The sequence below is a fragment of the Brevundimonas sp. genome (assembly GCF_027484365.1).
In the GTDB taxonomy this organism is placed as follows: Bacteria; Pseudomonadota; Alphaproteobacteria; order Caulobacterales; family Caulobacteraceae; genus Brevundimonas.
In genome coordinates this window covers 78,834-96,209 of sequence record NZ_JAIXTC010000019.1, presented here as the reverse complement: position 1 = coordinate 96,209, position 17,376 = coordinate 78,834, and the positions used below count along the sequence as shown (strand labels likewise).

The 17,376-nt window shown below is 67.5% G+C and carries 17 protein-coding genes; 9 read left to right on the top strand and 8 right to left on the bottom strand.

The window, feature by feature from the left end; translation table 11 throughout:
• Positions 1 to 58 precede the first annotated feature (58 nt).
• The 4 genes from copD to Q0044_RS09855 all read right to left on the bottom strand — a co-directional run bounded on the left by copD (position 59) and on the right by Q0044_RS09855 (position 4,456).
• Positions 59 to 973: a copper homeostasis membrane protein CopD gene (gene copD / locus Q0044_RS09870; RefSeq protein WP_298161881.1), complete on the bottom strand. Its 915-nt coding sequence runs from the start codon at positions 971 to 973 to the stop codon at positions 59 to 61.
• Positions 974 to 977: 4 nt separating this feature from the next.
• A complete protein-coding gene (gene copC / locus Q0044_RS09865; RefSeq protein ID WP_298161880.1) occupies positions 978 to 1,340 on the bottom strand; it encodes a copper homeostasis periplasmic binding protein CopC in 363 nt (120 codons plus the stop codon).
• A gap of 117 nt (positions 1,341 to 1,457) precedes the next feature.
• Positions 1,458 to 1,952 carry a DUF305 domain-containing protein gene (locus tag Q0044_RS09860; protein WP_298161879.1) on the bottom strand — a complete coding sequence of 165 codons (495 nt, stop codon included), beginning with the start codon at positions 1,950 to 1,952 and terminating at the stop codon, positions 1,458 to 1,460.
• A gap of 149 nt (positions 1,953 to 2,101) precedes the next feature.
• On the bottom strand, positions 2,102 to 4,456 hold the full coding sequence (locus Q0044_RS09855) for a heavy metal translocating P-type ATPase (RefSeq protein WP_298161877.1): 2,355 nt from the start codon (positions 4,454 to 4,456) through the stop codon (positions 2,102 to 2,104).
• 101 nt (positions 4,457 to 4,557) lie between these two features.
• On the opposite strand from Q0044_RS09855, the gene Q0044_RS09850 reads away from it, so the two are divergent.
• From Q0044_RS09850 to Q0044_RS09840, 3 genes are all read left to right on the top strand, one after another.
• Complete coding sequence (locus Q0044_RS09850) at positions 4,558 to 4,833, top strand: metal-sensitive transcriptional regulator (RefSeq protein WP_207931473.1); 276 nt, start codon at positions 4,558 to 4,560, stop codon at positions 4,831 to 4,833.
• 59 nt (positions 4,834 to 4,892) lie between these two features.
• Positions 4,893 to 5,318 (top strand): DUF305 domain-containing protein, encoded by a 426-nt coding sequence (locus Q0044_RS09845; protein ID WP_298161876.1) that lies wholly within the window; start codon positions 4,893 to 4,895, stop codon positions 5,316 to 5,318.
• 589 nt (positions 5,319 to 5,907) lie between these two features.
• The gene (locus Q0044_RS09840) at positions 5,908 to 7,524 is read left to right on the top strand and encodes an FAD-dependent oxidoreductase (RefSeq protein WP_298161875.1); all 1,617 of its coding nucleotides are present in this window, start codon (positions 5,908 to 5,910) and stop codon (positions 7,522 to 7,524) included.
• A gap of 57 nt (positions 7,525 to 7,581) precedes the next feature.
• On the opposite strand, the gene Q0044_RS09835 is transcribed toward Q0044_RS09840, so the two are convergent.
• Positions 7,582 to 8,907 carry an acetyl-CoA hydrolase/transferase family protein gene (locus Q0044_RS09835; RefSeq protein ID WP_298161873.1) on the bottom strand — a complete coding sequence of 442 codons (1,326 nt, stop codon included), beginning with the start codon at positions 8,905 to 8,907 and terminating at the stop codon, positions 7,582 to 7,584.
• A gap of 165 nt (positions 8,908 to 9,072) precedes the next feature.
• Here Q0044_RS09835 and trhA point away from each other — a divergent pair, with 165 nt between their 5' ends.
• The 6 genes from trhA (at position 9,073) to Q0044_RS09805 (ending at position 15,034) form a co-directional block, all read left to right on the top strand.
• Complete coding sequence (gene trhA / locus Q0044_RS09830) at positions 9,073 to 9,738, top strand: PAQR family membrane homeostasis protein TrhA (protein ID WP_298161871.1); 666 nt, start codon at positions 9,073 to 9,075, stop codon at positions 9,736 to 9,738.
• 248 nt (positions 9,739 to 9,986) lie between these two features.
• Positions 9,987 to 11,042, top strand: a complete 1,056-nt coding sequence (locus tag Q0044_RS09825) for an NAD(P)-dependent alcohol dehydrogenase (protein ID WP_298161868.1) — start codon at positions 9,987 to 9,989, stop codon at positions 11,040 to 11,042.
• 57 nt (positions 11,043 to 11,099) lie between these two features.
• Positions 11,100 to 11,981, top strand: a complete 882-nt coding sequence (locus Q0044_RS09820; RefSeq protein WP_298161866.1) for an AraC family transcriptional regulator — start codon at positions 11,100 to 11,102, stop codon at positions 11,979 to 11,981.
• A gap of 134 nt (positions 11,982 to 12,115) precedes the next feature.
• Positions 12,116 to 12,457 (top strand): BlaI/MecI/CopY family transcriptional regulator, encoded by a 342-nt coding sequence (locus tag Q0044_RS09815; RefSeq protein ID WP_298161864.1) that lies wholly within the window; start codon positions 12,116 to 12,118, stop codon positions 12,455 to 12,457.
• Positions 12,454 to 14,319: a M56 family metallopeptidase gene (locus Q0044_RS09810; RefSeq protein ID WP_298161862.1), complete on the top strand. Its 1,866-nt coding sequence runs from the start codon at positions 12,454 to 12,456 to the stop codon at positions 14,317 to 14,319. The genes Q0044_RS09815 and Q0044_RS09810 overlap by 4 nt, the downstream gene beginning before the upstream one ends.
• A gap of 76 nt (positions 14,320 to 14,395) precedes the next feature.
• Complete coding sequence (locus Q0044_RS09805; RefSeq protein ID WP_298161859.1) at positions 14,396 to 15,034, top strand: glutathione S-transferase family protein; 639 nt, start codon at positions 14,396 to 14,398, stop codon at positions 15,032 to 15,034.
• A gap of 272 nt (positions 15,035 to 15,306) precedes the next feature.
• On the opposite strand, the gene Q0044_RS09800 is transcribed toward Q0044_RS09805, so the two are convergent.
• Genes Q0044_RS09800 through Q0044_RS09790 form a run of 3 tightly spaced genes read right to left on the bottom strand, consistent with a single transcriptional unit; the run spans position 15,307 to position 17,214 of the window.
• Entirely contained in the window at positions 15,307 to 16,062 is a 756-nt protein-coding gene (locus Q0044_RS09800; RefSeq protein WP_298161856.1) for a pseudouridine synthase, read from the bottom strand.
• A gap of 7 nt (positions 16,063 to 16,069) precedes the next feature.
• Positions 16,070 to 16,561: a GlcG/HbpS family heme-binding protein gene (locus tag Q0044_RS09795; RefSeq protein ID WP_298161855.1), complete on the bottom strand. Its 492-nt coding sequence runs from the start codon at positions 16,559 to 16,561 to the stop codon at positions 16,070 to 16,072.
• A gap of 14 nt (positions 16,562 to 16,575) precedes the next feature.
• Positions 16,576 to 17,214 carry a DUF938 domain-containing protein gene (locus Q0044_RS09790; protein WP_298161853.1) on the bottom strand — a complete coding sequence of 213 codons (639 nt, stop codon included), beginning with the start codon at positions 17,212 to 17,214 and terminating at the stop codon, positions 16,576 to 16,578.
• Positions 17,215 to 17,376: the final 162 nt, after the last annotated feature.

Sequence of the window (17,376 nt, the reverse complement as noted above, 5' to 3'; positions counted from 1 at the left end):
TGATCATACTTCAACGGTCGGCGGAGCGACGATCTCATTTTGATCATCGCAATCGAACCTACAGAGACGCCGGGGGCGGCAGGGTTCCCATGACCGCCACGACGCCGATCAGGGCGAGTCCCAGGCCCGTTTCGACCAACAGGCTGCGCCGGAGCGCGCTCATGGCGGCGACGGAGGGTTGGCCCGTCTCCAGCGCAGAGCCCAGTGTCGGCGTCAGCCGGAACCGGTTGCTCGCCGCCAGCGCAAGCATCCAACCGAAGAGGACGAGCTTGGCGACCAGAAGCTGGCCGTAGAGGTTGCCCGCGATCGACGCCACGCGCTCGGGACCGATTAGGAACCAGCTGTTCACGAGACCGGTCAGCACCAGCAACAGGACCGCGAGCGTTCCAAGGCCGGCGAAGCCATGCAGGGCGCGATGGATTGCAAGGTCGTCCGGACCGGTTCGGCGCAGAAGCAGGGCCGTCAACGCCGCCAGGGCGCCCAGCCACAAGGCCGCTGCCACCGCGTGAATGATGTTGGCGACAAGATGGATGGGCCCGCCAGGGCCCTCGGTGGCCGCGCCGTGACCCGTCCACGCGAAGCTGGCGGCCACGATCAGACCCAAGGCGGTCGTCACGCTCCAGAGCGCGCGACCGGGTTTCAGGGCGACCAAGGCGACAAGCTCAAGCAATGCGGCGGCGGCCCGCACGACCATCGCCATGCCCAGGGCCGTGCCGGTGACCATGAAGGACAGTGACGCGGGTTTGACGGCTTCGCCCAGCGACCCCGCCATGACGGCCGTCTGTGCCACCAGGGCGGCGAGCGAGCCGAGCGCGACGATGATCGCGGCGAGGCGCAATGTCGGTCGCGACCAGGCCAGGTCCGGCGCGTCGGCGCCTCTGAAGCTGTAGAGAAGGAACAGCGGCGCGCCGAGAAGGACGACGCCGCCGCCGTATTGAAGCCAGCGAAGTGCGATGACCGCGACTTCCAGCACGGCGTCAGCGCACCGTGAAGGTGTAGGATCCCGTCATGCGGTGGCCATCGCTCGAGGCGATACGCCAGTCGACGCGGTAGGCGCCGGCGACCAGAGGGCGAGCCAGCGCGCCCGTGAGGGTCCTGCCGTCCTCGGCGACCGAGGTGCGGATTGCGATCTTCTCCCCCGCCGCATTGACGACGTCGAAGCCGGAAAAGGCGGGAACGCTGCGTTCGCTGAAGGTCAGGGTCAGCGTCCGGGTCGCGGCCACGGTGGAGTCGGGCGCCGGGGTGGCGCTGACCAAGCGAGCGTGGGCCGCCGCCGGTCCGGCGGCGAAGCCCACGACCGCCGCGACGGCGATAAAGGGCGCGGGGTTGAAGTAACGCATACTCAGTCTCCAGACGTTTGGCCGGTCCCGGCCTTCTGCTTCTCTACGCGCCACACGACCGCGTCCCTCATGAAGAAGAAGCGGGCGGCGGCTGAGGCCTTCCCCCGCACGCCGGGGTCAGCGGCGACGCTTCTCGAGGAGCGCCTGCATCTGGGCGATCTCCTCCTGTTGACCACGCACGATGCCGTCGCACAGGGCGATGATCTCCGGATCGGTCAGGGAGGCTTGCTCGCACATCAACACGGCCCCGGAATGGTGCGGGATCATCGATCGCAGGAATTCGTCGTCGCCAACGAACGCCTGTGTGCGCATGCCGATGAAGCTGCCGACGAAGATCACGGCCGCGACCGCTCCAATAACCAGGTTCGTTTTGCGCGACGGATACATGGACCGCATGAAGACGAGCATGAAGACCGCCATCGGTGCGACCATCATCAGCGTCATGTAGACGTTGTTCAGGTTGAGGTAAAAATGACCGAGCGTGGCGATCATCGTGTACATGACCAGGTACATGATGACGAAATCGAGCGCCAACTCCAGGTACAGGCTCCGGTAAGGGCCAAGTCCACGAGCGCCGCCTCGCCGGTCGTGATCCATCTGTTGATGAGACATCGTCGGTTCCTCTTCAGAAATGTCAGTTCGCCATCGCCGGTGGGTTGCGAATACCCGGTGAATGCGGGTGACGTCCGGAACAATCCGGCTCGTCGCCGCCGGTTCCTCCCTTGGGTCGGTGGAAGGGACTGTTGGTCAGCCCGTCCTGGCTAGAGCCTCACCCCGCGCAGTCTCAGCGCATTGCCGATCACACTGACCGAGGAGAGCGCCATTGCGAGCGCCGCCAGCGCCGGCGAGAGAAGCCAGCCGAAGACGGGATAGAGCAGGCCGGCCGCCACGGGGATGCCAAGGGCGTTGTAGCCGAAGGCGAAAACGAGGTTCTGGCGGATGTTGCCCATCACCGCGCGGGACAGACGCCGTGCGCGCACGATCCCTTGGAGATCGCCGCCCAGCAGGGTGACGCCGGCGCTTTCGATGGCGACGTCCGAACCCGCCCCCATGGCGACGCCGACATCGGCAGCGGCGAGGGCAGGGGCGTCGTTGACGCCGTCTCCCGCCATGGCGACGATTCGACCCTGCGAACGAAGCTGTTGAACGACCGACGCCTTGTCCTGCGGCAGGACCTCCGCCTGGACTTCGTCGATGCCGAGCCGTCGCGCCACGGCTTCAGCCGTCGTCCGGTTGTCTCCCGTCATCATCACCAGCCGCAGACCGGCTGCCTTCAGCGCGCGGATCGCCTCCGGCGTGGTGGCCTTGATGGGATCGGCGATGCCGATGACCCCGGCCGCCTTTCCGTCGATCGCGACGAAGATCGCTGTGGCGCCGTCGTGGCGGAGGGCTTCCGCCTTCGGCTCCAGCGCGGAGACGTCGATCGAAAGCTCGCCGAGATAACGGGTGTTGCCCAAGGCGATCTGGCGGCCGTCAATCGTCCCGCGGACTCCGCGACCGACGGGGCTGTCGAAGTCCACGGCCTCCGAAAGGGGAATGTCCTGGTCGTTGGCGGCTCGGACGATCGCGTCGGCCAACGGATGTTCGCTGCCACGCTCAAGGCTTGCCGAAAGACGCAGGATGTCCGCTTCGTCGAAGCCTTGGGCGGGCAGGATCGCCGTCACCGAAGGACGGCCCTCGGTCAGGGTGCCGGTCTTGTCCAGAACGAGGGTGTCGACCTTCTCGAAGCGTTCGAGGGCCTCGGCGTTCTTGATCAGGACGCCGGCGTGCGCCCCACGTCCGACCCCGACCATGATCGAGATCGGCGTGGCCAGACCTAACGCACAGGGACACGCGATGATGAGCACCGAAACGGCGGCGACCAGGGCGTAGGACAGGCGGGGTTCGGGACCGACCAGGCCCCAGACGACGGCGGCGAGCAGGGCGATCGCGATCACTGTGGGAACGAACCATCCGGAGACCGTATCGGCCAACCTCTGGATCGGAGCGCGACTGCGCTGGGCCTGGGCCACCATCTGGACGATCTGCGCCAGAAGGGTGTCGGCGCCCACCTTGTCGGCGCGCATGATGAAGGATCCGGTCTTGTTGAGCGCGCCGGCCACGACGCGGTCGCCGACGTCCTTGGTCACCGGCATGGACTCGCCGGTCACCATGGATTCATCGACAGCGACCCGACCCTCCAGGAGTTCGCCATCGACCGGGATCTTCTCTCCGGGCCGGACCCGCAGGCGGTCGCCGACGGCGATCTGGTCAAGCGAGACGTCTTCATCGACGCCGTCCGCCCGTATCCGGCGCGCGGTCTTGGGCGCGAGGTCAAGCAGGGCGCGGATCGCGCCCGACGTCTGTTCGCGGGCGCGCAGTTCCAGGATCTGCCCGACGAGGACCAGCACGGTGATGACCGCCGCCGCCTCGAAATACACCGGCGCGCTTCCGTCGGCCTTCAGGAAGGCGGGCGGGAACAGGGTTGGCGCGACGACGGCCACGACGCTGTAAAGCCATGCCACGCCGACCCCCATGGCGATCAGGGTGAACATATTCAGCCGACGGGTGCGCAGCGATGTCCAGCCGCGCTCGAAGAAGGGCCAGCCGCACCAGAGAACCACGGGGGTCGCCAAAGCGAACTGGATCCAGTTCGACATCTGGCCCGGGATGAACATGTGGAGATTGGCCAGGTGTCCGCCCATTTCCAGGGCGAAGACCGGCAGGGTCAGGACCAGACCGACCCAGAAGCGTCTCGTGAAGTCGATCAGCTCGTGGTTGGGCGGGGCTTCCGCGGTGACCGTCTCCGGCTCGAGCGCCATGCCGCAGATCGGGCAGGAGCCTGGGCCTTCCTGCCGGATCTCGGGGTGCATCGGGCAGGTGTAGATGGCGCCGGGAATTACCGGCTCGGCTTCCGCACGAGGAGTCAGGTAACGCGCCGGATCGGCGACGAATTTGGTCCGGCACCCCGCCGAGCAGAAGAAATAGTCCTGACCATCATGACTGGCTCGATGAGCGGTAGTCGTCGGATCGACCGACATGCCGCAGACGGGATCCTTGACCGCAGCCGCTCCATCCGAGGCCTTCGCCGCGCAGCAGGCGTGACCCGAGTCATGATTGTGAGGATGCGTAGACATGTCGCTCTCTCCGGATGATCGAAGGGCTCACATATACCCACGGGGGGTATATCGCAAGATACCCTTGTGGGGTATATGGGAGGCTCAGGAGGACAGGCCGCATGCAAACCGACACGAAACCCAAAGTCCTCAACAGGCTCAGCCGGATCGAAGGCCAGGTGCGGGGAATCGCCCGCATGGTCGAAGACGACCGGTACTGCGTCGATCTGCTGACCCAGTTGCAGGCTGTCCGGGCCGCGCTCCATCGCGTTGAGACCGAAGTGCTGAGGGATCACCTCGACCACTGCGTCATGGGAGCCATGACCGGCGACGATCTCGAGGATCGAAAAGCCAAGGCCAGCGAGCTGATCGAACTCCTGGCGCGGGCCAGTCGGTAGGGCCTTACGGAACGAACGAGACGGTCCGGTCGCTAATGTCGGGATCCCAAGGAGCCTTCATGAAACGCATCAGCCTCGTCCTCGCCGCCTGCGCCCTGTCAGCGGCCTGTTCCCCGCAAGCCGACGAGCCAGCAGTGGCCGCGCCGGAGGTCGTCGCAACGGCGGGCGCCCACGGCGCGATGGAGGGCGGCATGGCCGCGGCCGCGGCCGGCGACTCCATCGCCACCCAAGGCTACAAGGCCTCGATGAACACCATGATGGAGGCGATGCCGGCCTTCACCGGAGACGCGGACATCGATTTCATGAAGCAGATGCGGGGTCACCACGTCGCCGCCATCTCGATGGCCCGTGTGGAACTTGCGCAAGGCAAGGACGCTCAGGCGCGGAGTCTGGCCCAAGAAGTGATCACGGCGCAGGAGCGCGAAATCACCCTGATCGACGCCTGGCTCGCCCAGAAGGGAGCGTCGGCGACTCCCCCCGCCTGATCGCGAGATCAGCGCACCGCGTCCGAGGACCAACGGATGTGCGTAATCCGCCATCTGTCGTCCTCGTGGCAAAAGACCGATCGGCCAGTCCCGCCGTCGTCGAAAGTCAGGACGCCGTCGGCCCCAAAGCCAGTGCGGCGTTTGTCTTCCGGTGTTCGAGCGCGACATGAAAGGCACCGACGAGTCTTGTCGCTATCGCCATACGATCGACCCGGTAAGCTCGACGACGGACGTGCGGATGAGATACAGTGTACGTCCAAGTGATGGTGCAAGGTGGCAAGGCGAATCGAACTCGTTGCATTGCATCTCAGTGCTCAGAAAGTCCGATAGACCGCAAAAGATGACGAATTCACGCAAATGTTATTGCTTAGAATTTTCTGAATGTTTTCAGAATACTTCTCGTCTGTCGGTTGTTCAATCGGTCCGGCGGCCGATGAGCGAGAAAAAACCCCAAGCCGATCAGGGGCTTGGGGTAATTTGTGTAATCGAGTGGGAATAATCCCGCCCGGGGGGCTCCCTGATTTCCCCGGCCAGGCCTAGGGTTCACTCGTCAGGTGGCCCGCGCGCGGGCGGAGGGGAGGGGACCCGCTTGGAAACGATCGGCCGCGACCTTGAAGAGATGCAGCGCACGCCGCTGGCGGCGGCGCATGTCGATGCGATGCGGTCTGTCGGAACGGTCGTGACCTATGACGGCGGCGTCTTCCTGGTGCAGCCGGGCGATCCGGTGGACCGGTTCGTCTATCTTCTCGATGGCGAGATCGAGGTCGTAAACCCGTTCTCTGACGCGCGTGCGACGGGGTCCACCTTGGGTCCGGCCCAATTCATGGGCGAGATCTCCTTTCTCAACGGGGGAAACTGGTCGATGCCCCTGCGCGCCGTGCGCACGACAAGCGTTCTGGAAGTCCCACGGCCCGCGATGTTGCGATTGATGTCCGAGATTCCGGAGATGTCGGACATCATCATCACTGTTCTGGCTGCGCGGCGACGCAAACAGCTCGAGACACGGTTCAGTCCGCTGGTCCTGATCGGCGAGGACCGGGACAGAAACGTCCGCCGGATCGCGGACTTCGTCAGCCGTAACCGTCTGCCCTATGCCTCGTACGAGGTCGGAAGCCCCGAGGCGCTGGAGGTTGCGACCAGTTGCGACCTCTCCGCCGACACGCCTGCAGTGATCTTCGGTCGCGGGCATGTGGTGGAGGATCCGACCCCGGAGACGGTCGCCCGCCTTCTGGGCGTAAACTATGATCTCGACGACGACGCGCCGTTCGACGTGTTGATCGTCGGCGGCGGTCCGGCGGGGGTCGCTGCCGCCGTCTACGCCGGTGCGGAGGGGCTGAGCGCCCTGGTGGTCGAGGATACCGCCATCGGCGGCCAGGCGGGCACATCGAGCCGGATTGAAAACTACATGGGCTTCCCGACCGGGATTTCGGGCGCGGACCTGGTCTGGCGTGGCGAGGTCCAGGCCATGAAGTTCGGGGCACGCTTCCTGATGCCGCGTCGCGTCGTCTCTCTGGAGCACCAGGACACCGGGCGCTTCTGCGCCGTCTTCGACAATGGTCGCCGGATTTCGGCCGGGGCCGTCGTTGTGGCGACCGGCGTCCAGTACAAGCGACTGCCGATCGACCGTCTCGCGGACTACGAGGGCGCCGGGGTCTACTACGCCGCAACCGAAAACGAGGCGCGATACTGCCGCGATACGGCCGCCGTGATCATTGGCGGCGGCAACTCCGCCGGTCAGGCCGCCATGTATCTGAGCCGGTCGGCCAGCCGCGTCCATTTGATCGTCAGGGGCCGGTCGCTGGCCGCCTCGATGTCGAGCTATCTTTCCAGCCGTCTGGAGGCCGATCCCCGGATCACGATCGAATACGAGACGGAGGTCACAGCTGTCGGTGGATCGGCCAGGCTCGAGACCGTCGTCCTCCGCAACCGGGTGGATGGAACGGACCGTGTGGTCTCGACCTGCGCCCTGTTCATAATGGTCGGAGCCGAACCGAACACCGCGTGGCTCTCTGGGCTTGTGGCGCTCGACGACAAGGGTTTCGTCCTGACCGGTGACGCCGCGTCGGCCGCCTCGCCCTATGCGACGTCAGAACCGGGAATCTTCGCCGTGGGCGATGTCCGCGCCGGTTCGGTCAAACGGGTCGCATCGTCGGTGGGCGAAGGCTCGGTGGTCATTTCCAGGGTCTGGAGCCATCTCAACGACTGACGGCGGCCGGTCTTCGGGGCGCCCTGCCGGGGGGCCGCAAAACGACGGCATGCCGGCCTAGCCGATCAGGGCAATCGCCTTCGCCTGGGCCGTCAGGTCCTCGCGGAACTGCGGCGCGGCGAGGGCGATCAGGGCGCGGGCGCGCTCCGAGGTGCTGAGTCCCTTCAGGTCGGCGACGCCGTATTCCGTGACGACCTTGTGCACGTCATTGCGCGGCGTGGTCACCGGCCCGCTGAGCTTCGGCACGATGCGCGACAGGGTCCCGGACTTCGCCGTGGCATGGCAGGCGATGATCGACTGGCCGCCGGCCGAGGCATAGGCCCCCCGGACGAAGTCGAGCTGGCCGCCTGAGCCTGTGAACTGCAGGCCGTTCAGATGCTCTGAACAACAGGCGCCGTTGAGGTCGATCTCCAGCGTCGCATTGACCGACACCATCCGTTCGTTCCGCGCGATGACGGATACGTCGTTGATGTACGAGACCGGATAGGCCTCGATTGCCGGGTTCTCGTGCAGATAGGCATAGGTCGAACGGTCGCCCATGCAGAAGGCGAAGGCGGTAACGCCTGGATGCAGGGTCTTGCGGGCGTTGGTCACGACCCCGGCCTTCATCAGCTCGACCAGACCGGGTGTCAGCATTTCGGTGTGGATGCCGAGGTCCCGATGCCCCGTCAGGGCCGCGCAGACGGCGTCCGGCAAGGCGCCGATCCCCATCTGGAGCGTGGCGCCGTCCTCGACCTGGGCCGCGATCAGTCCGCCGATGACGGTGTCGGCCGGTTGCGGCGCGGCCTTGGGGATTTCCAGCAGCGGAACCGCATTCTCGACAAGGGCCGTGACCCGCGAGACGTGGACGGTCGACTGGCCGAAGACCCGCGGCATGTTGGGGTTGACCTCGAGGATCAGCCGCATCGCCGTCTTCGACACCGGCTCGGCATAGTCCGTATTGGTCCCGAAACTGAAGTGGCCGTCCGCGTCCATCGGCGAGACCGTGGCGACGAGGGTGTCGACGCCGATCTCCTCGCACAGGACGCGCGGGGTCTGCTGGAAGCCGGTCGGGATGAACTCGACCACGGGCGGGCGACCCTCGGCGCGGGCCTGGGCGTCAAGACGGCGTTCGATGGCGCTGTGGAAAAGGCTGCAGGGTCGGATCCGGTCCATCAGCTCGTAGCGCAGCACCGTCTCGCCCGCGATGGCGGTCGACAGCAGGTAGTAGAAGCGCAGGCCCTCCACCTGTCCCGCCTCGGCCCGGTCGGCGATGGCCTTGAGAATGGCGGGCGGCTGACCGACGCCGAGCGACATGACGATCTTCGCGCCGGACGGGATCAGGGCGGCGGCCTCGGCCGGCGGCATGAGCCGGGACGCATAGACAGAATGGAAGTCGGTCATGGCGTCTCGTATCCGCGGGTTCCGCCGGTTCTAGCGTCATCTCCGGCCGTGCGCTCACAAAACGTCGGGCCCAGGATCGCCGTCGCGCCCCATTTCGAGCACCTGGGCCATGCATGCACGCGGAAGACCAGACGACAGCACTCCGTTTTCTGCTAGGCTGACGACATGACATCGACGCCACTTCCGCCCCGGCATTATCCGACGCCTCGCGCCAAGTGCGCGGACCTCGTGGTCCACCTGTCTGGCCTGGCCTTCGCCCTGTTCGGCGGCGGTGTTCTGCTGGGTCTTTCGGTGGCGCGGGGCGATCTGGGGCTGGTGGTCGCGGTCGGGGTCTATGCGATCGGGATGCTGGCGATGCTCGGCTTTTCGACCGCCTATAATTTCGCAAAGCCCCAGTGGCGGCCCCTGCTGCGCCGTCTGGATCACGCCGGCATCTTCCTGATGATCGCGGGGTCCTACACGCCGTTCACGACCCACAATCTGGAAGGCGTCTGGGCCTGGGCGATGACGGGCGCGGTCTGGGGGCTGGCGACGCTCGGGGCCCTCGGCAAGCTGTTCCTGCCCGGTATCGGCAAGGGGTTCTGGGTCGGGGTCTATATCGCCCTGGGCTGGCTGGTGGTGATCGCCTTCCAGCCGATGGTCGCGCACGGGTCGTGGATCGCCCTGCTGCTGCTGGCGATCGGCGGGGTCCTCTATATGACCGGTGCGGTCTTCTATGTGCGCAAGAAGCTGAAGTGGTTCCGGGCCATCTGGCACGGCCACGTCGTCGCGGCCGCCAGCGTCCACTGGGCCGCCGTGCTCGTCGGCGTCGTCCTGACCACCAACCACTAGGTCGCGCTACGGCCGTCGATACCGCAGGGCGTCGATCAGGGCCGTGAACGCCGGCGTCGGCCAGGGTGTGGAAGGCGGCGAGGTCGCCGGGACCGCCGCGCTTCATTGATGATTGCCATTCACGGGTCGATGTCGACTATATCGCGCAATCGGATGCGGAATCGCGGCCTGTTCCGGATCGATCGACGGGATCGGTGCGTTCCGGATGTGCGGTGCCGGCTCCTGTCCGCCTTTTGAAGGACTACTCCATGAAGACCATCGGTTACGCCGCCCATTCGACCACGACGCCGCTGGCTCCCTGGGCGTTCGACCGGCGCGACCTGCGCGCGAACGATGTGGCCATGGAGATCCTGTACAGCGGCGTCTGCCACTCCGACCTGCACCAGGCGCGCAACGACTGGGGCTTCTCCTCCTATCCGGTCGTGCCGGGCCACGAGATCATCGGCGTCGTCACCGCTGTCGGCCCCGAGGTCACGAAGTTCAAGGAAGGCGACCGCGTCGGCGTCGGCTGCATGGTCGATTCCTGCCAGCACTGCGACCAGTGCGACAAGGGCGAGGAACAGCTCTGCCGGAACGGCAACACCCAGACCTATAACGGCCGGGACCGGGTCACGGGCGAGCCGACCTACGGCGGCTATTCCAAGCATCTGGTGGTGCGCGAGGAGTTCGTCCTGTCGGTGCCGGACGCGCTCGACATCACCAAGGCCGCGCCTCTGCTCTGCGCCGGCATCACGACCTGGTCGCCGCTGAAGACCTGGGGCGTCAAGGAAGGCACCCGCGTCGGCGTCATCGGCCTGGGCGGTCTCGGCCATATGGCGGTCAAGCTGGCCGTGGGTCTGGGCGCCCACGTCGTTGTGCTGAGCCGCACGGCCGACAAGGAGGCTGATGCGAAGGAACTGGGCGCGCACGAACTGCTGGTCTCGAGCGACCGGGCGGCGATGAAGGCGGCGGCGAACAGCCTGGACCTGATCATCGACACCGTGCCGGTCAAGCACGACCTCAACTCCTATATGCCCCTGCTCGACATCGACGGCACGCTCGTGATCGTCGGCCAGCTGGGTCCGATGGAGGAGATGTCGACCCTGCCGCTGCTGATGGCCCGTCGCCGTGTCTCGGGCTCGCCGATCGGCGGCATCCGGGAGACCCAGGAGATGCTCGACTTCTGCGCCGAGAAGAACATCCACCCCGACGTCGAGATGATCCGCATGGACGAGATCAACCACGCCTTCGACCGGATGGAGAAGTCGGACGTCCGCTACCGCTTCGTCATCGACATGGCGACGCTGGACGCCCCCGCAGCCTGATCGCGAACAGCAAGACCGGTCAGGACGAGGCGTTCTGACCGGTCCATATTCCGGCGCATGGAGATTGCGCCGACCACTGGAACCGATCGTCTGACCGCCACGGTCGACTGGATCGAGGCGCATCTGGACGCGCCGCTGACCCTGGCCGCGATCGCGGATCAGGCGGGCCTGTCGCCCTATCATTTCTCGCGCGTCTTCTCCGCCCGGATGGGACGGAGCGTGATGACCCATGTGCGCGCCCGGCGGCTGATCCGCGCGGCGCGCCGGATGGTCGACGACCCCGGCCTGCGCCTCATCGATCTGGCGCTCGATAGCGGGTTCGAGTCGCAAGAGGCCTTCACCCGCGCCTTCGTCCGCATCTTCGGCGTCTCGCCCGGCCGGTTCCGTCGACGCGTCGTCCCCGTCACCCCAATGCAAGGACACTCCCCCATGACCGCATCTGTCTCCGGCGAAGCCGCCGTCGCCCGGTTGCCCGGGCTCAAGACGATGGAGGCCTTCACCGTCGCGGGCCCTTCGCGCCGCTTCGATGACGCCACCAAGTCCAGCATTCCCCAGCTCTGGGCCCGGCTGGTCGGAGCCCTGCCGTTCGAGGGGCAGGTTCCAGGCTGGAACACCTATGGCGTCGTCTGGGGCGTCGACCGGGAGGAGGGGAGTTTCGCCTATATGGCCGGGGTGGGAATCGAACCCGGCGCGACGCCGCCCGAGGGATTCGAGGCCAAAGACGTGCCGGCCGCGACCTACCTTGTGTTCCGCATCACCCTCGACGGCGGTCCGGTCCATCCGCAGATCAAGGCTGCGATGCAGACGATCTGGGGCGAACTGGTTCCGGGTAGCGGTCTGACCCTGGCCGAAAGCCCGGACTTCGAACTGTACGACAGCCGGTTCGAGCCGACGACGCCGGGCGTGACCCTCGACTTTCACGTGCCCGTCGAGGCCTGACGGACGCCTGTCCAAAGCTTCATCTTCGTCGCCCCAATCCCGCCCTAATCCGCTACAAATGTAACGCTACAAATGTAGCGGACCAAGGCGGAGTGACGGCGATGATCGAGGGATTGCCGAGGCGGGAGCGAGAGGTGTTCGAACTCCTGTGCCGCCTGGAGGTCGCGACCGCCGCGGCCGTGCGCGCGGCCCTGCCTGACACATTGAGCGATTCCGCCGTCCGCACCCTGCTGAAGCGACTGGAAGATCGCGGGCTTGTGTCGCGGGCGGCGGGCGGGGACGGGTTCGACTATCGGCCCGTTCCCCGCACTGAAACCGTCGCTGCGGGCGCCCTGAAGCGGATGGTCGACACCTTCTTCGCCGGCTCGGCCGCCAGCGCCGCCACCGCTCTTCTGGGCATGGGCGAGCCGCTGAAGCCCGACGAGATCAAGGCCCTGGAAAAACTGCTCGACGCCGCCCGGGAGCGGGATCAATGAGCGCCGCCCTCCTGGTCGCCCTGCTCGCCAAGTCGTCGGTCGTCACGGCGCTCGGTCTGGCCCTGTCCGCCACCGTCGCCCGCAGCGCCTTCGACCGGGTCGACGTGCTGCGCGCCACCGTCTGCATCGTCCTGGCCCTGCCGGTGCTGATGACCTTCGGCCCGGCGCTCAGCCTCGCCCTCTTGCCTGCGGCTGTCCAGGCTGCGCCACCACCCGCCCTGTGGAGCGGCGACCTGCATCCGGTCGAGGGGGTGACCGTCTCCGGCTCCCTCCTGCTGCCGTCGCTGGGGCAGACCCTGGCGCTCGTCTGGACCGTCGGGGCCCTCGTCGTCGCCGGCCGGTTCGCGGCCGGCGTCTGGACCCTGTCGCGCTGGACCGAGGCCGGCAAGCCCGTGAAGGCCGGGGTCTGGAGCGAGGCCCTGTCAGGCCTCGCACCGGCGGCCCGCCCGCAGCTGAAGTCCAGCGACCGGATCACCGGTCCGCTGAGCTGGGGTCTGCCGCCCGGGGCTGTCCTGATCGACCCGGTCACCCTCTCCCGACCCGATACGGCCGCTGCCGTCATGGCTCACGAGATGGCCCACATCCGCCGTCGGGACTGGCTGTTCCTGGTCCTGTCGCGGCTGGCCCTCGCCCTGTTCTGGTTCAATCCCCTGGTCTGGATGCTTCATCGCAGCCTGATCGAACGCTCCGAGGAGGCGGCCGACGCCGTCGCCGTCGGACAGGTGGATCGTCACGCCTACGCCCGCGCCCTGATCGGCCTCGCCGCCGCTCCGGGCCCGCAAAACACGTCCCTGGCCGCGACCGCGATGGCGGGCGACGGCCGCTCCCTGAAACGAAGGATCGCCAACCTCATGACCGACAAGTCCCCCGCACGTCGTCCGGCCGTCATCCTGACCGCCGTCGCCGCCCTGGCCGCCGTGGCCACCCCGATCGCAGCGCTCGAACTGCATTCCCGGACGAACCTGATCTCCGACGGGGGTTCGGCGGTTCAGATCAACGACGACGGAGACATGCCGGCGCCGCCGGCTCCGCCCGCTCCCCCGGCGCCGCCGTCGGTCGTTCCCGCGGTGCCGGCTGCTCCGGCCAGGACCATGCTCTCGTGGGTGGGGCTCGCGCCTCCGGCTCCGCCGGCCCCTCCGGCCCCGCCCGCGCGTGGCGCCTGGCCGACACCGCCCTCGCCCCCTGCGCCGCCCGCGCCGCCTGCCGTGTCGCAGTCCGGCCATCACGTCTACACCTACAACGGCCGCCGCTGGGAGGATCTGACTCCCGCTGAGCAGGCCCGGGTCGAGGAGGCGCGCCAGGCCGCCGTCGAAGCCCGCCAGGCCGCCGTGGAGGCCCGGATTGAAGCCGACCAGCACCGCCGTGACGCTGACCTCGCCCGTCGTCAGGCGGACCGGGATCGCGATCAGGCCGACATGGCCCGCCATCAGGCGGACATCGCCCGCCTGCAGGCCGAATCCGCCCGGACCGCGGCCGAACACGGCCGTCTCGCCGGAGAGCGCGCGCGTCAGGTGGCTCTCTCCCATGCGGACCAAGGCCGCCGCGCCGCCGAACAGGCGAGGACCCAGGCCGAGGCCCAGTCTCGTGTCGCTATGGAAGGTGCGCGTCGCGCCCGGGCCGACGCCCGCGTCAACATGCGCGCCGGCGTGGTGAACATGCGTCGCGGCGCGGAGCAACTGCGGCAAGAGAGCCGCCGCCTTCAGGATCCGGCCTACCGCGCCCGGCAGATCCGCGAGAATGCCTCCCGCGGCAATACCGTCACCGACGCCGAACTGCAGGCCGCCGGCCGCAGAATGCCTGCCCAGGCCGCGGAGTTGGAACGGCGCGCCGATGAACTGGCCGCACGCGCCGACGACGTTTGAGTGACCGGCGGGCGGCCGGGCTGGACCCTGCCGCCTGCACTCGCTACGCCGGAAGCGGTGCTCTCGGGAGGGATGGATGCTGCTGATCGGTCAATACGACTCGCCATTCGTGCGTCGGGTCGCGGTGACGCTGAACCTCTACGACGTCCCTTACGAGAACGCCCCGCTCTCGACCTTCGGCGATGCGGAAGCGATCGCATCCTATAATCCGCTGCGACGGGTCCCGGTGCTGGTGATGGACGACGGCGTCGCCCTGACCGACAGTATGGTCATTCTTGAGGCTCTTGATCGGCTGGTCGGGCCGGCTGCCGCGACACTGGACCGGCCCTGGCCCGAGCGGCGCGAGATGTTGCGGCTGGCGGCCCTGACGGCGGGCGTTGCCGACAAGGGGGTCAGCCTGCTTTACGAACGGGCCTTCCGCGACACGGCCCTGGACATGTGGGTCGCGCGTTGCCGCAGCCAGGTCGGTGACACCCTGGCTGTGCTGGAGCGGGAGCGGGCGGCGCGGACCACGCCCTGGCTGTTCGGCGACAGCCTGAGCCACGCCGACGTCATCCTCGCCACGGTCTACCGGTTCATCACCGAGGCGCTGGAGGGGGCGTTCGACATGGCGGCCTATGCAGCCCTGACCGCCCATGCCGACGCCTGCGAAAGGCTGCCGGCCTTCGCCTCGGTCTACCGACCCTATACCTTGACCCGCCCCGGCGAGGGGTAGACCCGCCACGTCGGAGGGTGGGGTCGGACCGGCACCGTCAGAGTCAGGGGTGAGGCGAGAGAATTTATTCCGAAGAGCGTCTTGCAGGCCCGATACCCAGTCGCCACTTGCCGGAACCGGTCTTTGAAAGGTTGAGCCCTCGTCGCGCCGAGGTGGGGCCGCTCCGGACGCTTCGGTCTCTTCGGACGCTTCGGACTGTGTTTTCGGGTTCGGCGCGACGCTGAACGGGACTCTACGGACTATCTGGACTCTGAATTCCGGAGTCAGGCCGCTTAACCGACCAGCGCCGCCCGCTCCTCGGCGGTCAGCATCCGCCAGGCGCCTTCGGGCAGATTGTTCAGATGGATGGGTCCGATCCGTACACGGAGCAAATCCACCACTTCGAGATCCGCATGCTCGCACATGCGCCGGATCTGGCGATTGCGTCCCTCGGTCAGGATGAACTTCAGCCGTTGCTGCTCCATCCGCGAGACCCGCGCGTGCTTCAACTGACGCCCGTCCAGCATGATGCCGTGGCGCAGCAGGTTCAGCTTCTTTTCGGTCACGTCCCCTGCGACCCGGACCAGATATTCCTTGTCCAGCTTCGATTCCGGTCCGATCACCGCCTTGGCCACGACGCCGTCCGAAGACAGCATCAAAAGCCCCCGCGAATCCTCGTCCAGCCGGCCGATGGGCGGCAGGGAGGCGTCGGCGGCCGGGGTCGCGCCCTCGCCGATGCGGTTGGCGTCGGTCAGCAACCGCACCGCCGGGATCTTGTCCGGCTCAGGCTGGCCGGAGACATAGCCCACCGGCTTGTGCATCACGATGGTGACGCCCGCCGCCAGGGCCGTCGTCGCCCGGTCCGACAGGGTCAGGGTCTGGCCCGCCTCGATCTTGCGGCCGGCGTCCCTGACGACCTCTCCGTCGATGGAGACGAGACCGTCGGCGATCAGGGCGTCCGCCTCGCGCCTCGAGCAGACCCCCGACTGACCCAGCCATTTGTTGATCCGGCTCGGTTCGGCGCCGTCATAGGTGCGGGAAATCGCCAAGGCGGGCTCAGTCTGCCGCGAGCGCGGCGGTGGCGACAACGGCGTCTTCGGCGGCCGAGGCGCCCGACACGCCGATGGCCCCCACGATGAGGCCGTCGACGACGATCGGAATGCCGCCGGCAATCGGCAAGGAGTCGTCGTTGGCCAGGGTCACGGTCCGCCCGGCCAGCGTCCGCTCCTCCATCGTTGAGGTGGCCGTCCGATACCGGGCGGCCGTCCAGGCCTTGCGCTGGGCGACGCGGATCGAGCCGTACTGGGTGTCGTCCATGCGGGCGAAGGCGACCAGTTCGCCGTTCGGTTCGACGATGGCGACGGCCATGCGGTGGCCCGCGGCGCGCGCGGCCGTGACCGCGCGGTCGATCAGGTCCTCGGCGGCGGCCAGTGAGATCGGCGCGCCGTAGGAGGGCGGGTTGGCCTGTTTGGAGAGCCCGGGCGTCGTCTGCGCCGTTGCGACGGGCGCAAGCGCGGTGAGGGCCAGGGCGAGGATCAGGGCTTTCATGGTCGAAACTCCAGTCAGGCGCGGCGGAAGAGAAGCAACAGGTTGTTGGCGGGCATCTCGACCCGGCGGGTCAGGTGCAGGCGATGGGACCTTGCCAGGGCGACGACATCGTCCAGTTCGCGCAGGCCCCAGGCCGGGTCGCGCGCCTTCAGGCTCTCATCGAAGGCGACATTGGACGGGGCCAGGGGGATGTCGGTCTCGCGGTACGGACCATAGAGAACCAGAAGACCGCCGGGATCGGGCAGGACGCGCCCGGCTCCGGCCATCAGCCCCTCTGTCGCGGCCCAGGGGCTGATGTGGATCATGTTGGCGCAGAAGATCGCCTGGACATCGACCTCGGGCCATCGGTCGGGATCGGCGGCGTCCAGCGCCAGGGCCGGAGCGACATTGGCCAGGGCGGACTCTGTGGTCCAGGCGGCGATGCTGGCGCGGGCCTCCGGCGACGGGTCGCTGGGCGTCCAGGTCGTGGCGGGCAGGGCTCGGGCGAAGGCGATCGCGTGTTCGCCGGAGCCGGAAGCGATCTCAAGAACGCGGGCGCGGGCGGGCAGGTGAGCGCGCAGCACCTGAAGGATGGGCGCAGTGTTGCGGGCCACGGCCGGGGAGGCGAGGGCGCCCTGCGGAGCGGCGGTCTGGACGGAATCGAGCGTCTGCACAGAAGGCAGATACAGCCGCTGACGCCGTCGCGCGACCGGATTCGGCCCATGGGGGTGCGTGGGGGCGCAGTGCGGAGGCGAAATCTTGCGCCGGTTGACGTGGCGTCGCGTCGGGTGTCTTTGCGCCTGTTACAGCCCGTGAGGTCTTGTAACAATTGGGAG

Bases quoted from the DNA above. Each gene is read 5' to 3' on its own strand.
- copC (WP_298161880.1), bottom strand. From the start codon at position 1,340: ATGCGTTACTTCAACCCCGCGCCCTTTATCGCCGTCGCGGCGGTCGTG.
- Q0044_RS09860 (WP_298161879.1), bottom strand. From the start codon at position 1,952: ATGTCTCATCAACAGATGGATCACGACCGGCGAGGCGGCGCTCGTGGA.
- Q0044_RS09855 (WP_298161877.1), bottom strand. From the start codon at position 4,456: ATGTCTACGCATCCTCACAATCATGACTCGGGTCACGCCTGCTGCGCG.
- Q0044_RS09850 (WP_207931473.1), top strand. From the start codon at position 4,558: ATGCAAACCGACACGAAACCCAAAGTCCTCAACAGGCTCAGCCGGATC.
- Q0044_RS09845 (WP_298161876.1), top strand. From the start codon at position 4,893: ATGAAACGCATCAGCCTCGTCCTCGCCGCCTGCGCCCTGTCAGCGGCC.
- Q0044_RS09835 (WP_298161873.1), bottom strand. From the start codon at position 8,907: ATGACCGACTTCCATTCTGTCTATGCGTCCCGGCTCATGCCGCCGGCC.
- trhA (WP_298161871.1), top strand. From the start codon at position 9,073: ATGACATCGACGCCACTTCCGCCCCGGCATTATCCGACGCCTCGCGCC.
- Q0044_RS09825 (WP_298161868.1), top strand. From the start codon at position 9,987: ATGAAGACCATCGGTTACGCCGCCCATTCGACCACGACGCCGCTGGCT.
- Q0044_RS09820 (WP_298161866.1), top strand. From the start codon at position 11,100: ATGGAGATTGCGCCGACCACTGGAACCGATCGTCTGACCGCCACGGTC.
- Q0044_RS09810 (WP_298161862.1), top strand. From the start codon at position 12,454: ATGAGCGCCGCCCTCCTGGTCGCCCTGCTCGCCAAGTCGTCGGTCGTC.
- Q0044_RS09805 (WP_298161859.1), top strand. From the start codon at position 14,396: ATGCTGCTGATCGGTCAATACGACTCGCCATTCGTGCGTCGGGTCGCG.
- Q0044_RS09795 (WP_298161855.1), bottom strand. From the start codon at position 16,561: ATGAAAGCCCTGATCCTCGCCCTGGCCCTCACCGCGCTTGCGCCCGTC.